General features: G+C 66.2%; 14 protein-coding genes. 3 read left to right on the top strand and 11 right to left on the bottom strand.

The annotated features are described in order from the left end of the window. Window positions 1–23 precede the first annotated feature (23 nt). The 11 genes from EJC49_RS10505 to EJC49_RS10455 form a co-directional block, all read right to left on the bottom strand. Window positions 24–1,256, bottom strand: coding sequence for an NAD(P)/FAD-dependent oxidoreductase (locus tag EJC49_RS10505; RefSeq protein ID WP_126699881.1), 1,233 nt, complete (start codon window positions 1,254–1,256; stop codon window positions 24–26). Window positions 1,257–1,260: 4 nt separating this feature from the next. Next, on the bottom strand, window positions 1,261–1,575 hold the full coding sequence (locus EJC49_RS10500) for a MocE family 2Fe-2S type ferredoxin (RefSeq protein ID WP_126699880.1): 315 nt from the start codon (window positions 1,573–1,575) through the stop codon (window positions 1,261–1,263). A gap of 81 nt (window positions 1,576–1,656) precedes the next feature. Continuing rightward, the gene (locus EJC49_RS10495) at window positions 1,657–2,751 is read right to left on the bottom strand and encodes a fatty acid desaturase family protein (RefSeq protein ID WP_126699879.1); all 1,095 of its coding nucleotides are present in this window, start codon (window positions 2,749–2,751) and stop codon (window positions 1,657–1,659) included. 82 nt (window positions 2,752–2,833) lie between these two features. Next, complete coding sequence (locus EJC49_RS10490) at window positions 2,834–4,021, bottom strand: aldose 1-epimerase family protein (RefSeq protein WP_126699878.1); 1,188 nt, start codon at window positions 4,019–4,021, stop codon at window positions 2,834–2,836. A 59-nt stretch (window positions 4,022–4,080) separates the two neighbouring features. Next, window positions 4,081–4,995 (bottom strand): sugar phosphate isomerase/epimerase family protein, encoded by a 915-nt coding sequence (locus EJC49_RS10485; protein ID WP_126699877.1) that lies wholly within the window; start codon window positions 4,993–4,995, stop codon window positions 4,081–4,083. Window positions 4,996–5,034: 39 nt separating this feature from the next. After that, window positions 5,035–6,126 (bottom strand): Gfo/Idh/MocA family protein, encoded by a 1,092-nt coding sequence (locus EJC49_RS10480; RefSeq protein ID WP_126699876.1) that lies wholly within the window; start codon window positions 6,124–6,126, stop codon window positions 5,035–5,037. Window positions 6,127–6,161: 35 nt separating this feature from the next. Continuing rightward, complete coding sequence (locus EJC49_RS10475; RefSeq protein ID WP_126699875.1) at window positions 6,162–7,220, bottom strand: ABC transporter ATP-binding protein; 1,059 nt, start codon at window positions 7,218–7,220, stop codon at window positions 6,162–6,164. Beyond that, entirely contained in the window at window positions 7,213–8,310 is a 1,098-nt protein-coding gene (locus tag EJC49_RS10470; RefSeq protein ID WP_126699874.1) for an ABC transporter ATP-binding protein, read from the bottom strand. Before EJC49_RS10470 ends, EJC49_RS10475 begins: the two co-directional genes overlap by 8 nt. Continuing rightward, complete coding sequence (locus EJC49_RS10465) at window positions 8,307–9,263, bottom strand: carbohydrate ABC transporter permease (protein WP_126699873.1); 957 nt, start codon at window positions 9,261–9,263, stop codon at window positions 8,307–8,309. The genes EJC49_RS10470 and EJC49_RS10465 overlap by 4 nt, the downstream gene beginning before the upstream one ends. Further along, the gene (locus tag EJC49_RS10460; RefSeq protein WP_126699872.1) at window positions 9,260–10,120 is read right to left on the bottom strand and encodes a carbohydrate ABC transporter permease; all 861 of its coding nucleotides are present in this window, start codon (window positions 10,118–10,120) and stop codon (window positions 9,260–9,262) included. The genes EJC49_RS10465 and EJC49_RS10460 overlap by 4 nt, the downstream gene beginning before the upstream one ends. Before the next feature lie 86 nt (window positions 10,121–10,206). After that, entirely contained in the window at window positions 10,207–11,814 is a 1,608-nt protein-coding gene (locus EJC49_RS10455) for an extracellular solute-binding protein (RefSeq protein ID WP_126699871.1), read from the bottom strand. A 348-nt stretch (window positions 11,815–12,162) separates the two neighbouring features. Between EJC49_RS10455 and EJC49_RS10450 the strand changes: the two genes are divergently transcribed. The 3 genes from EJC49_RS10450 to EJC49_RS10440 all read left to right on the top strand — a co-directional run bounded on the left by EJC49_RS10450 (window position 12,163) and on the right by EJC49_RS10440 (window position 14,910). Next, complete coding sequence (locus EJC49_RS10450; RefSeq protein WP_126699870.1) at window positions 12,163–13,185, top strand: LacI family DNA-binding transcriptional regulator; 1,023 nt, start codon at window positions 12,163–12,165, stop codon at window positions 13,183–13,185. Window positions 13,186–13,357: 172 nt separating this feature from the next. Then, on the top strand, window positions 13,358–14,191 hold the full coding sequence (gene map, locus EJC49_RS10445) for a type I methionyl aminopeptidase (RefSeq protein WP_126699869.1): 834 nt from the start codon (window positions 13,358–13,360) through the stop codon (window positions 14,189–14,191). A gap of 92 nt (window positions 14,192–14,283) precedes the next feature. Then, window positions 14,284–14,910 carry a JAB domain-containing protein gene (locus EJC49_RS10440; protein ID WP_126699868.1) on the top strand — a complete coding sequence of 209 codons (627 nt, stop codon included), beginning with the start codon at window positions 14,284–14,286 and terminating at the stop codon, window positions 14,908–14,910. Window positions 14,911–14,979: the final 69 nt, after the last annotated feature.

Here is a 14,979-nt window from a genome sequence, read left to right as displayed (position 1 = left end):
CCCCTTAATTGGTTAGGCCGCGTTCAGGCGGCGAGCAGCGACTTCAGCTTGACGTCCGGGATCGCCAGCTTTCGCGGGTCGGGCGCCGCGCGCCGGGCGATCAGCATTTCGGCCAGACGGATGTCGCGCGCGACGGCATTGCCGTGGCCCAGGCCGCTGGCCGCGACCAGCCGCCCGTCGGCGGCGAGATGAAACAGGATGAAGGCGTCGCCGCCCAGGTCGCGGCGAACCGTCGTCGCGCCTTCGTCGCAGAGGCCGGCGATCTGCAGGGTCAGATCGTACTGATCCGACCAGAACCACGGCACGGCGGAATGCGCCTCCCGCGCCCCCAGCATGTTCCTGGCCGCCAGCGCGCCCTGTTCCTGCGCGTTGCGCCAGGCCTCCAGCCGCACCCGGCGGCCGCCATAGAGCGCGAGTGGAAAGGAGCAGCAGTCGCCCGCCGCGAAGATGTCCGGGTCGCTGGAGGCGAGCGTCGCGTCGACGCGAATGCCGTTGTCGACGACGAGTCCTGCCTCTGCCGCGATGTCGGTGGCGGGAAGCGCGCCGATGCCGACGACGAGCAGTTCGGCAGCGATGGCGCGACCGTCGGCCAACGTCACCTGCACGCCTTCGCCGACGTCGCGGATGGCCTCGATCGAAGCCGCCGTGAGGATCTCGACGCCTCGTGCCCGGTGGGTGTCGGCGATGCGCTCGGCGATCTCGGCTGGAACCGCCCGCGCGAGAAGCCGCGGCAGGGCCTCGATCACGGTCACGCGGCAGTCGCGGCCGATCGCGGCCGCGGCAAGCTCGAGGCCGATGAAGCCGCCGCCGACGATGGTGATGCGCGCGCGCGCCGACAGATGCCCGGCGATGCGTTCGGCATCCTCGTGGGTGCGCAAGGTGACCGCATGGCGCGAGGCGGCCGCCGCCGGCAGGCGCCGCGGTACGGCGCCGGTCGCCAGGAGCAGCCGGTGATAGGGGACCCGTTCGCCCTCGGCGAGTTCGACCGTCCGGGCGGCCCGGTCGATGGCACGGGCCTGGTTGCCGAGCACCAGCCGGATGCCCTGCTGCGCGAAGCGATCATGCCCGGCGATCGGGGTCATCCCGGGCCGGTCGGCGGCCATCCCCTGCTTCGACAGCGGCGGCCGCTCGTAGGGAAGATGCGGTTCGGCGCCGATGAGCGTGACGGGGCCGGCAAAACCTTCCTCGCGCAGGGCGAAGGCCGCGCGCGCGCCGCATTCCCCCGCGCCGACGATGACCATGCCCGGCTCGGTCATCGGCTCAGTCCAGTCCGATGAAGACGGTGCCGGCCTCCACCTTGACGGGATAGGTCGCCAGGTTGACGCAGACCGGCGCGCCCTTGGCCGCACCCGTCTTGTAGTTGAAGCGGCCATTGTGCTTGGGACACTCGATGATGTCGTCCATCACCAGGCCGTCAGCCAGATGCACCTTCTCGTGCGTGCACAGCCCGTCGGTGGCGAAGAACTGCCCGTCCGGCGAGCGGTAGATCGCAAAGGTGCGTCCCTCGTGATCGAAGCGGATCACGTCCTCCTCGTCCACGTCGTCGACCAAACAGGCTTCGATCCAGTCTGCCATTTGCGTTCCTTTCGGCATGCGTGATCTCTTGCCGCCGCGCGCGGGCGCGGCGGGCGATTGGTGTCGGTCGTCCCGGCGCTGCTATTCCGCGGCGGTCGGCGTCGCGAGGTTGTGGAACTCGTCGCGATAGGGCCTTGCCGTTGGCGGCAGTTCTCTCTTGAGGAAATAATCCTCGTATTTCAGCTGGCGCAGCAGCGCCGGCCAGGCCTCCCGGTAGGCGTGCCACATGGACGGATTGGGCTCCGGCAGGTCGTGCTTGATCAGTTCGTGCAGCCTTGGCAGCGCATGGTACGGGACCATCGGGAACATGTGGTGCTCCACATGGTAGTTCATGTTCCAGTAGATCCAGCGGCTGACCGGATTCATGTAGACCGTGCGGCTGTTCAGCCTGTGATCGGTGACGTTGTCGGCGAGCCCGATATGCTGGAGCAGCCCCGTCAGCACCATGTGCCAGCTGCCGTAGAGGCGCGGCAGGCCGATCAGCATCAGCGGCAGGAACGACCAGCTGTAGAGCGCGACCGCGAGGGTGGCGAGGTAGATCGCGACGTGCCAGCGGGCGGCGACGACCGCCCGGTGCCGCTCCATCTCGGGGATATAGCTTTCCTCTTCGGCATTGAGGCCCCTAAAGGCCTGACGAAAGAGGCCAGGCAGCGAGTAGCGGAAATCGAGCAACCCGGTAAACATCAGCGCCGCCTTCAAAAGGTCCGGCGGCCGCATCACGGCGATCTCCGCGTCGCGTCCCACGATGATGGTGTCGGTGTGGTGGCGCGCATGGCTCCAGCGCCACTGCACGGGATTACGCATCAGCATGAAGGACGCGATCTGGTAGATCACGTCGTTCATCCAGCGCGTGCGGAATGCGGTGCCGTGGCCGCATTCGTGCCAGCGGGAATCGCTGGAGGAGCCGTAGATCACGCCGTAGACGAAGAAGAACGGAACGCACCACCAGGTGCCCCAGAACCAGATCGCGCCGGCGGCCGAGCCGATCAGCAGCGCGAACCACAGGATGGTGTCGCGGATCGCCGGCCCGTCGGAGCGCTGCATCAAGTCCTTCATCACCTTGCGGGGCACGTCGGTATGGTACCACTCGGCCGATGCGAGGCCGGTCTCGATCGCACGCCGCGTGCTCTCGCCGACGAGGCTGTAGTCGCGCTTGGTCTTTTCCATGCTGCTCATCATGTTCTCCACGGCCAGCCGCTCGACACCGGGCTCCTCCCCCCGCCGGCCCGGCAGCCCGTCGGCCGCTCCACTCGTCGCTTCATGTTCGCGATCCTCCCGTCAGCGCCGGGAAGCGACCCGACGGCGCTGGAAATTCGTCATCCGGCTGGGGCGCGATGCCGGCGATGCGCTCTTCGGCGGCCTTGATCGCGGCCATGCCGTCCAGCACCCGGAACGTCGCCTCGTAGGCGCGCTCGTCGCCATGTTCGAGCCAGATCATCTCGCCGCGCTCGCGCGCCGCATTGTCGCCGAGCACGTGGTGGGTCGAGGGCTCGATGCCCATGGCGTACTGACCCGCCTGGAAGTTCTGCCACTGGTACATGCAGGGCAGTTGCTGCTTGCGGGTCACGAGTTCGAGGCCAAGCCCGATGCGCTCGTTGACGACCGCGACGGGCACCTCGCCGGACGCATCGGCGGCGAGCTCGTGCTGCCAGACCTGTTCGCGGAAGTTGCGCATGGGGCCGGGCAAGCGGCGGTATCCGACGTCCTGTGCCCGATAGGCCTCGCCCGCATGCGCGGCCCAAACCACGTCGCGAACGGGCGCGACGTAGCGCGAGCCTTCGTCGACCAGCGGGTGGCTGACGTTGACGTGATAGAAATACATGTGCGGCGTGCGCAGGAAGCCATGGTTGACCACCGTGTCGCGAACCCGGATCTCGCTGCCGCCGACATCCGCCTCGATGCGCCGGCGCAGGTGGAGATCCTCGCCGAAAACGGTGGACTGCTGGACCACGCCTTCCGCCCAGAGCACGCAGCGATCGCCCTCCCAGCTTTCTCCATAGCCGGTCAGACGCGCGGGAATGGTGCCGACGCGGCCATGAAGCGAGTGGCGCACCGTCCGCCGTCCGGGATAGCAGTAGCTGTCGGCCGGCACGTCCTCGGGGCCGAGGATGTGGTCGAGGCCGCAGGTCACCAGCAGGCCGGAGAAGGAACGTGCCCAGGCAAGGCCCGCCTCCCCTTCATAGTCGTGCAGGCCGGGATGGCGGAATCCGGCCGGCGAATGCCAGCCGATCGCCTGGCCCCGGTAGTCGCAATCGGCGATGTCGAGCGCCCGGTCGACGAGCGCCGTGAAGCGCAGGCCGCTGCCGGTGCGGAATTCGAGCATCCGGATGCCGCGTTCGACGCCGTCGTCGAGCGTCATCAGGCGGACCCCGGCGAACTGCGACAGCATGCCGGAGCGCTCGGCGACCTGCCGGCGGGTCAGCGTCTGTCCGTAGAGTTCGACCATGTTCACCTTCGCCGCATGGATGCGGGAGGCGCGGCTTTGCGCCTCCCCGGTTGCCTGGATCAGAGTCCGTTGTCGCGGAACTTGCCGTCGAGGAACTTCTTTGCCCGCGGCACGTCGTCTTCCGACAGGTGCTCGATGATCACCTCGATGTTCGGGTGCTTCTCGGCCAGCCTGCGCAGATACAGGTCGTAGTTGAGCGAACCGAGGCCGGGCGCCGGCAGCTCGATCTCGCCCACGCCGCGGAAGGTGTGGCTCTCCAGCGCGTCCTCGTCGCCGATGTCTGCGTGCTTTTCGGTCTTGTCGTCGCCCGACCGCTTCACGTCCTTGGCATGGGCGATCTTGATGTGCTGGGTCAGCGTGTCGAAGACCTGGTTCAGGATCTTGTCCATCGCATCGATGTTGTGGGTCTCGAAGTAGTTGGTCGGATCCATCAGGAGACCAAGGCCCGGATGGTCGACCTGCGCGAACATCTTCACCGTCTCCTCGACGGAGCCGACGACGTTGTTGACATAGGTTTCGAGGAGGAACACCGCACCGTGGTCATAGGCGGTCTGCGCGAGGTCGGCGATGACCTTGCGGCACTCCTCGAAGCCTTCCTCGGTCTTGTTCTTCGGATGGTGCACCCAGTCGGACTCGGTGTTGTAGGTGCCGGTCTCGGAAATCACGTAGGGCGTGCCGAAATGGCGCGCGTTGCGGATGATTTCCTTCAGATAGCCGACGCGCCTGTCGCGCTCGCCCTTGTCCGGATGGATGATGTTCGTATAGCCCGAGATGCAGCAGATCGGCAGGTTGTGGTCGCGGAAGGTGTCGCGAACCTTCTTCGCCTTGTCCTTGGTGATCTGCCCCGCCGACAGGTCGACATCCTTGAAATGCAGGTCGAGCTGGACCGTGTTGAAATCGAGGGCGCGAATCCGCTTTGCGGTCTCCTCGAGCGAATAGGGGAAATACCCCGTGAAAATACCGGCTTGCATCATGGTCTTGGAACTCCTCCCGAGTTGCTGTGGGTGTCGGTTTCAGTGAAGCGGAATTTCGGAGAGGCGGACGGTCCGCCCCTCGGCGATCGACCTGTAGCCGGCCTCGACCAGCGCCATCGTCTTGACGTTGTCGGCAACGGAGAGCGCGGGTTCGGTACCCGTGGCGACCGCGTGCTGGAGTTGCTCCATGACGCCGATGAAGGCGTGGGGAAACCACATGGTGTCCCAGCCCGGGCTGACCCACTCGCCGCCGGTGGTCTTCGCCGACGCATAGCTCAGCGTCGACGGCGCGCCCGTCGGCCAGCCGATCGTGCCCTTGGCGGTGCCCAGCGTGCCCTCGACGCGCCAGTGGATGTGCTGGTCGTCCTTGTAGCCGTCCTGCCGCGGACCCGACCACACGTCTTCCAGCGAGAGTGCGAGCACGCCTGAGGGAAAACGCAACGTCGAAACGATGATGCCATCCGAATGGTCGAAGGTCGTGCGCGGATCCTTGCGGGTCAGCGTCGTGATCTCGTCCGGATCGCCGAACAGGAAGCGCAAGGCATCGAGATGATGCACGCTCATGTTGGCCAGCGTCAGCCGGTCGTAATCCTCGAGGAAGCCCTGCCAGTGCGGGATCGCGTGCATGTCGATCTGGGCGAAGACGACGTCGCCCAACGCGCCGGAATCCATGATCTGCTTCAGCACGCGCATCGACTGATCGTAGCGCATGTTCTGGTTGACCGAGAGGATCTTGCCGGCCGCCTTCGCCTCGTCGCGCAGCGCCTTGGCTTCGTCGAGCGACAGCGCCAGCGGCTTCTGTGCCAGGATCGCCTTCACATGCGGCTGCTTCAGCGCATGGCGGATCAGCGCCGGCTGCAGATCCGGCGGATAGGCCAGATCGATGATCGCGACGCTGGCGTCCTCGATCAGCCTCTCGGGCGTGTCATGGACTGTCGGGATGCTCCACCGCTCGGCAACCTTGGCCGCATTCGCCTTCGTGCGCGAGGCGATGGCCACGACCGGAAACCCGGCCTCCTTGTAGGCGGCGAGATGGCATTCGGCCATGATCATCCCCGCTCCGATGCACCCGATCGCGAAGTCCCGGTTGCGGACTTTCACGTCCGGCTGGAATTCATGGACCTCGGCCATTGAGTTCTCCCTGTCGCTTGTTCTGACGGCTTGATTCATCGCGGCATCGCTGCTCCGTCCGGTCCGAACCGGTGCACGCGCGCGGCATCGCAGGACAGCGCCACCAGTGCCTCCGGCCGGATGTCGGGCTGGCCGCGCACCAGCGCGCGAACCTGCGAGGCACCGGCGTCGACGGTCACCACCGTGAAGCCGCCGAGCGGTTCGACCTGGAACACGCGAGCGGGGCGACCGGCATCGCCTTCGGTCCAGGCCGCGACCTTGATGTCTTCCGGGCGCAGGCCGATTTCGGCGGTCTGGCCGACGACCAGTCCCGGAATCGCGATGGCGCCGCTGGCGAACCCGGCCTTGTCGCCGGACGGACCCGACGGCAGGATGTTCATCATCGGCGAGCCGAGGAGGCGCGCCACATAGGTGCTGGCGGGATGGTCGTAGATCTCGCGCGGCGTGCCGATCTGGCGGATCGATCCGCCTTCCATGATGGCCATGCGGTCGGCGACCGACATCGCCTCTTCCTGGTCGTGCGTGACATAGATCAGCGTCTTGCCGAGCTCGCGCTGGATGCGCTTGAGCTCGACGCGGGTTTCCTCGCGCAGCCTCGCGTCGAGCGCCGAAATGGGATCGTCCATCAGATAGGCGACGGGATCGCGCACCAGCGCCCGGGCGATGGCGACGCGCTGGCGCTCGCCGCCCGACAGCTGTGCCGGCGGCTTGTGCAGGATGTGTCGGATGTGCAGCTTGGCCGCCACCTCGTCCAGCCTGCGGTCGATCTCCGGCGCGGGCACCTTGCGCTCGACCAGCGGGAAACGGATGTTCTCCCGCGCCGTCATGTGCGGAAAGAGCGCCAGGTTCTGGAACACCATGGCGACGTTCCGCTCGGCTGGCCCGACGCCGTTCACGGGACGACCATCGATCAGGATCTCGCCGGAATCGGGCGTCTCCAGGCCGAGGATCAGACGCAGGATGGTCGACTTGCCGGACAGAGGCGGACCGAAGAAACAGAAGAACTCGTTGTCCTCCACGGCGAAGCTGGCGTCCGAGACGGCAACAGTGTCTCCGAAGCGCTTGAATACGTTACGGAAAACAACCTCAGCCATGTTCGCCTCCGATGGCGGTGCCGGTGGCGCGGTCAAAGATGCGCACCGTGTCCAACCTCGGCACGACCACGACCGACGTCCCGGCATCGGCGGCGACGTCGTTGTCGACCACCACCTTCATCGCCGTCTCGTCGTCGCCGAGATGGACGATGGTGCGCGCGCCGATGCGCTCGACGATCGTGATGGGGGCGGTGATGCCCGGCCCCGCCGGTTCGAGGCTGGCCTGTTCGGGACGGAAGCCGAAGAGCACGTCGCCGGAATGTCGGCGCAGCGCCTGAGCGAGCGACGGCGGCAAGGGTGCCGTCGCCCCGAGAGGGCCGAGGTCGACGACCAGACCGCGGTCGCTTTCGCTCGGCTTCCCGGGCAGCAGGTTCATGCCCGGCGAGCCGATGAAGCGTGCCACGAAGACGTTCGCCGGGTTGTTGTAGACCTCGAGCGGCGTCCCGACCTGCTGCAGCACGCCATGGTCCATGACCGCGATGCGGTCGGCCATGGTCATGGCTTCGAGCTGGTCGTGGGTGACGTAGACCATCGTCTGCCGGAATTCGCGCTGGAGCTGCTTCAGTTCCGTTCTCATGACGGCGCGAAACGCCGCGTCGACATTCGACAGCGGCTCGTCGAGCAGGAAGATCGCCGGCTCGAGGATGGCCGAGCGGCCGATCGCCACCCGCTGGAGAATGTTCACCGACAGGCCCCGTGCGGGTCGGTCGAGCATCGGGGTCAGCTGCAGAAGGTCAGCGATCGACGCCACGCGCCGGTCGATCTCGGCCTTCGGCTTGCCGTGCATCCTGGGTCCGTAGGCGAGGTTCTGGCGGACGGTCATGTGGGTGAAGATCGCGTAGTTCTGAAACACGAAGCCGACGCCGCGCTGTCCCATCGCGACGCCCGCCATGTCGCGGTCGCCGAACAGGATGCGGCCTTCCGACGGCTCCTCCATGCCGGCGATCATGTTCATCGTGGTCGACTTGCCGCATCCCGAAGGTCCGAGCAGCGCCATGAACTCGCCGTCGCCGATGTCGAGATCCATCGTCTTCAGCGCGGTGAAGGAGCCGAAGCGCTTGACCAGATTCTGCAGCCGGATCGCGCTCATGCCTGCACCTCGCGCGCGGCCGCCATGCGCTTCATGGCCCAGATGGTGACGACCGACAGCACCAGCAGGATCGCCAGCGCGATGGCCGCCACGTAGCCCCAGATCAGGTCCTGCGTGGTGAGCTTGTAGATGTAGACGGAGATCGTCTCCGTCGCGACGCCGGGACCGCCGCCGGTCATGATGTAGAGCGTGTCGAAGATCTTGAAGTTCTCGATCACCCGGATCGCCAGCGCGATGATGATGATCGTCTTCATCTTCGGAATGACGATGGTGACGAAGCGCTGCCAGGGGCCGGCGCCGAGCAGCGTCGCAGCCCTGACCTGGTCCTGCGGCACGCCGACGAGACCCGCAAGCAGGATCAGGAACATCAGCGGCGTCCATTGCCAGATGTCGGCGATCATCACCGCGACTAGCGCGAGCGTCGGATCCGACAGCCACGCGATGGCGACGCGGGTGCCGAGCAGGGTCGACAGCACATCGTTCACAGGCCCCCCCGACTGGAACAACATGAAGAACATGTAGCCCGCCACCGCCGGAACCACCATCATCGGCATCAGCAGGATCGAATAGAAAACCCGCTTGCCGCGGAAATCGTCGGCAAACAGCGTCGCCAGTCCGAGGCCGAGCAGGAATTCGACCGGGACGCAGACGATCATCACCACGAAGGTGCGCCAGAGCGCGCCCCAGAAGCGATTGTCCTGCATCAGGTCGTAGTAGTTGTAGAAGCTGTTCCAGCTCTCCCAGGCCATCCACCAGTTGCGCCCGCTCAGCGGCGACCAGTCGGTCAGGCTGATGTAGAGCTGCATCAGGAGGGGAAAGACGGCGATGAACAGGACCAGGATCTGGGCCGGCAGCGTCAGCCGGAAGCCGAGCCGCGCCGACTCGTCCCGCCCGGCCCTCGCGGTCGTGTCCTGCCCCGCCATGGCGGTCTGCGAAACCGTGGCCACGCTCATTGCTTCAGGGCTCCGAAGGTGAGCCCGCGCACGAGATGGCGCTGGATGGCGATGCCCATGATCACGGGCGGCACGGCGGCGATGAGGCCGAGCGCGGCCTTGGCGCCGTAGAGTTGGCCGGTCATCGAGGACGACAGAGAGGCCATGTAGACCGGCACCGTGACCCATTCGCGCGTCGTCAGCAGAAGGGCGATCAGATAGTCCGACCAGTTGAGAATGAAGACGAACAGAGCCGCCGACGCCAGCGGCGCGCGCATCATCGGCAGCGTGATCCGGGTGAACACCCGCCAGCGCGAGCACCCTTCGACGAGCCCCGCCTCCTCGATCTCGCGCGGCATGTCGTCGAAGAAGGTCTTCATCAGCCAGAAGGCGAAGGGCAGCGTGACGATGCCATAGACCAGGGCCAGGCCCCACCAGGTGTCGGTGAGCTTGAGGAAGGCCCACATGATCATCACCGGGATCATCACCGCCATCGGCGGAAACAGCCGCAGCTGCGTCAGCGCCAGCGGCAGGTTCTGGCCCGAGCCGAAGCGCGACAGTCCATAGGCGGCGGCGGTGCCCGCCGTCATCGCGATCAGGGTGCCGAAGCTCGCCGACAGCAGGGACGACAGGATCGGCTTCATGGCCGTGCGGTCCAGCGCGACGATCAGGCTGGAATCGGACTGGCCGAAGATGAAGCGGAAGTTCGAAAGGGTCGGGTTCTGCGGCCACCACGTCAGGTCGGCGCCCGTGGCCGACCATTCGCCGACGGGCTTGAAGGCCATCGACACCATCCACAGGATCGGGATGAGCGTCACCGCCAGGGCGAGCAGGATCGCCGCGTATCGAAACAGCTCGAAGGAAACGGAACGCTTCATGGCAAGGAGGCACGCTCGTCTGGTTTTCAAGACATGCGGGAGGGGCGTCGTACCGCCCCTCCCACCCGTTCGGCCGGTCCGGGAGATCAGCCGATCGGATCGATAATGGTGGGCCAGGCTTCCTTGTTGGTCCTGATCGCCTCGAGCAGCTTGTCCTCACCGGTGCGGCGGGCGATCCGCTGCCATTCGCGCTCGGTGTCGGCCATGGCCTGCTCGGCCGTCTTCGACTTGGTCAGGGCCGCGACGAGGTTCTCGTCGAGGGCGTTGTGGAAGGCCGTCGCACCCGGATAGTTGATCGTCGGGACCGTGCGCTCCACCGTCTCGCGCACCACGTCCATGTGATAGGCGTGGTAAGTCTGACGAACCAGCGGGTCGGAGAAGTCCGACAGGCGGAACGGGTCGAAGTATCCGCCGGGGTTCGCAGTCATCCAGGCATAGATGCGGGCCGACCCGAGCCATTGCAGGAGGGCGTAGCAGGCCTCCGGATTCTTCGCCTGCGACGAGATCGAAGCCGAAAGGTTCAGCCACAGCACCGAGCGCCGAACCAGCCCACCGTCGACCTCGCGGCCGGGCGGCAGCATGGAGCCGATCTTGCCGGTCACCTTCGAGTCGGCGTTGGCCGGGTTGTCGAGGAACTTCGGCAGGTTGGAGAAGGCGCAGGTCATCGCCGCGCCGCCATTGGCGAAGTTGCCGTACTGCTCGGGCCAGCCCCAGGAGATGGCATCCGGCGACTTGTAGGCCAGCGAGTCGATGTATTCCTGCGTTGCGGCGATGCCGGCTTCGGAGTTGATCAGCGCCCTGCCGTCATCGTCGAACAGGAACTGGTTGGGCGAACCCATCGACACGTAGCGCTGGTACCAGTTGGTGTAGCCCCAGCCCTGGTTGCGGATGTCGGTGGAACCGAGCAGGCCATTGTCGGGGCGGTGGAAGAACATGCCGATTTCGTCGAGCTGCTTCCAGGTGCGCGGCGGCGCGAGATCGTAGCCGTACCTGTCCTTGAAGGCTTTCTGCTCGGCCGGATCGTTGAACAGGTCGGTGCGGTACACCCAGGTCTGGAAATCACCATCGAGCGACACGCCATAGGTGGAACCACGATACTGGTTGAGCAGCGAGACGCCCTTGGCGCCGCCGACATAGCCAGTCTCGGGATCGTCCCATTCCGGCCGGTGCTTTTCGACGAAATCGTCGAGCTTGATGATGCCGCCGGTCTCGGCGAGGTCGCCGAGGCGATTCCACTCGACGGCATAGATGTCGTAGGCCCCACCCCTGGTGGAGATGTCCTGCATCGTCTTGGTGAATTCCTGGCCGTTCGGCACGCCGACGATCTCGAGCGTGATGCCGGTTTCCCGCTCCCACAGCTCCTTGATCGACGGCGCACCTGCCGGGAAGGGCTGCGTCAGCTGGCCGATGGAGCCGTCCGACAGGCCGAGCACGATCCGGTCCACGCCGGAGGCCTTCAACTGCTTCGCCGCCTCGATGGCGCGTCCCTCGGGCGTTTCGGCGCCGTACTGGTAGCGTTCGGCGCCCTCGAAGCCGGTCGGACCGCCGATCATGCCGGGCGCGAGCGCGTCCGCTGCGTAGGCGCGTCCCGGCCGAATGAACTTCGGCGCGATCCCGATCGCGCCTGCATAGAGTGCTGCCTTTCCTCCGGTCGCAAGCAGCCTGCGACGCGACATGCGCATCAGATCTGTCATCGAAATTCCTCCCTGTGGGCGAATGAGAGCGCCCATATGAGGAAGATTGACGTTTCAAGATGATGATGTCAACATCATTTCCACTCATCTGCCCTCACATCGAAGGCCCAAAGGGAAACAATTGCGAATTCAAACACCTCCCGCGATGCACCAAATCCGGTTTGCATCGCACATGATGGAATTTGATGGGATCGTACTGCAGGCCGGCTTTCCCGGGTGCGGTGGATATCCGGACGCAAGGGTTGCCGCGCCCGGCTTGGTGTGTTCATCATTTCCCATCAGGCTCAGGCGGGTCCGGACACATCTCGCCCGGCCTCGACATATGCGTTTTGACCCGAGACACCGACCATGCGTTCCACAGTAACGGACGTTGCGCGCGAGGCCGGCGTATCGGCCGCCACGGTCGACCGGGTCCTCAACAACCGCCCCGGGGTGCGTGAACGCACGCGCGAAGTGGTGCTGGAGGTCGCGCGGCGGCTCGGCTACATCGCGCCCGACCCCGGATCTGCCATGAGCACGCGCGCGGGAACGCTCCGCCTCGACTTCGTGCTGCCCGTCGGGACGAATTCCTTCATCCGCATCCTGCACGAGCAGCTTCGGCTGCAAGCCGCCGCTCGCCCCGAGCTCGACGTCCACATGCATGGCATCGAGGGTTTCAACCCCGATACGCTGGCGGCCACCCTGCACGATCTCGCCGGGGTCACGCAGGGCGTCGGGCTGATCGCCCTCGATCACCCGACCGTGCGGGAAGCCATCCGCGCCCTGTCGAATGGCGGCACGAAGGTCGTGACCCTCGCCACGGACGTGCTGCATGTGCCGCGCATCGCCTATGTCGGCATCGACAACCGGCAGGCGGGCCGGCTTGCGGGACATCTGATCGGGCGCCTGCTGGGGCGCGACGCACCGCGAAAGGTCGCCATGTTCGCCGGCTCCCTGTCCTACCGGGGGCACCAGGAGCGCGAGATGGGGTTCCGCCACATCCTGGTGGAGGAGTTCCCCAACCTGACCATCGTGGAACTGCGCGAGATGCTCGACGATCGCGAGCGCGCCTATGCCGAGGCGTCGGCCCTGCTCGAACGGCATGACGACCTGGCAGGCATCTACAACATCGGGGCCGGCAATCAGGGAATCGCGCGGGCGCTGCGGGAGAGCGGTCGCGCGCGGTCGGTGATCCTGATCGGCCACGAACTGACCGAGGACACCAAGGGGCTGCTGCTGGACGGCACGATGGACGCCGTCATCGACCAGAATCCCAGGGTCGAGGCCCGCGAGGCGCTGAACCTGCTGACGTCGTCGATCAGGGGACTGGCCTACGAAAGCCATCCGCCGCGGCTGCACCTGATCCTCAAGGAGAACATTCCGGAGGTTTGAGGCAGCCATTGGTTCCCGGCCGGGAGCGCGGCCAGACGGACGGCCGGTATGGCCGCCGAACCGGGGCTGATTTCGCGGCAGGCGATCTGCGGCCTTGATGCCCGGACCGATCGATGCCAAATCAGGGGCAGGGTCCGCCTCACCTGCCACCGATCGCCACGAAAGCCAGATCATGGTCACCTACCAGGATGCAGCGCTTGCGCCGCTGAAGAACACCGGCCAGATTCGTCTCTACGACGAGGCGGCCTTCGAAGGCATGCGCAAGGCCTGCCAGCTGACCGCACGCGCGCTCGACGAACTGGCCTCACGCGTGGCGCCGGGCGTGACCACCGAAGAGATCGACCGCTTCGTCTTCGAATTCGGCATGGATCATGGTGCGCTGCCGGCCACGCTCAACTATCGCGGCTACACGAAATCCTCCTGCACCTCGATCAACCACGTGGTCTGCCATGGCATTCCCGATGCCAAGCCGCTGCGCGAGGGCGACATCGTCAACATCGACGTCACCTACATTCTCGACGGCTGGCACGGCGATTCCTCGCGCATGTATCCGGTGGGACGCATCAAGCGCGCCGCCGAACGGCTGCTCGAGGTCACGCATGATTCCATGATGCGCGGCATCGCGGCCGTGGTACCCGGCGCCCGCACCGGCGCGATCGGCGCCGCGATCCAGTCCTTCGCCGAGGCCGAGCGCTGCTCGGTGGTGCGCGACTTCTGCGGTCACGGGGTCGGGCGGCTGTTCCACGACGCGCCGAACATCCTGCACTATGGCAGCCGCAACGAGGGCGTGGAAATGCGCCCCGGCATGATCTTCACCATCGAGCCGATGATCAATCTCGGCCGGCCGCACGTGAAGGTGCTGTCGGACGGCTGGACGGCGGTGACGCGCGACCGCTCGCTGTCGGCACAGTACGAGCACACGGTCGGCGTGACCGCCACGGGCTGCGAGATCTTCACGCTGTCACCCGGCGGGCTCGACCGCCCGGGCCTGCCCGAAGCGGCCTGACGCCACCACCGCAACGGCCTGTTCTCTCTTGCCGCGTCTTGCACTAAGCTTGCCCTGGCCAGCACACGGGGCGGGCGATGGCGAGGGCGTCGATGACGATCGAGGACGAGGACGAGCGCGGGTTCTTTTCCGAACGCAGCGTCGCGCCCGGCCGTGCCTCGTCCGTGGTCGAGAAGCCGAAACCGCACTATGCCGGCCACCGCGAGCGGCTGCGCGAACGCTTCGTCCAGGCCGGCGCGGACGCGCTGGCGGATTACGAGCTGCTCGAACTGCTGCTGTTTCGCGCCATTCCCCGCGCCGACACCAAGCCGGTGGCCAAGGCGCTGCTCGCCCGGTTCGGATCCTTCGCCGAAGTGCTCGGCGCGCCCCCTCGCCTGCTGGGCGAAGTCACGGGCGTCGGCCCGGCCGTGGCGCTGGAGATCAAACTCGCCGCCGCCGCCGCCGAACGCATGCTGAAAAGCGCGATCCGCGGCCGCCAGGTGCTCACCTCGTGGAGCGCGGTGATCGACTATTGCCGGATGGCGATGGCCTTCGAGGCGCGCGAGCAGTTCCGCATCCTGTTCCTCGACAAGAAGAACGCGCTGATCGCCGACGAGGTGCAGCAGACCGGCACCGTCGACCACACGCCGGTCTATCCGCGCGAGATCGTGCGGCGGGCGCTGGAACTCTCGGCCACCGCGATCATCCTCGTGCACAACCACCCCACTCGCCCCCTTTGATCACGTTTAATCACGCTCAAGCACCTTGAAACACTAACAAAATCGCGCATTTTTGGCATTGCGTAGTGG

This window comes from Aquibium carbonis, assembly GCF_003970795.1.
Taxonomy (GTDB): domain Bacteria; phylum Pseudomonadota; class Alphaproteobacteria; order Rhizobiales; family Rhizobiaceae; genus Aquibium; species Aquibium carbonis.
This window is presented reverse-complemented; position numbering and strand designations above follow the sequence as displayed.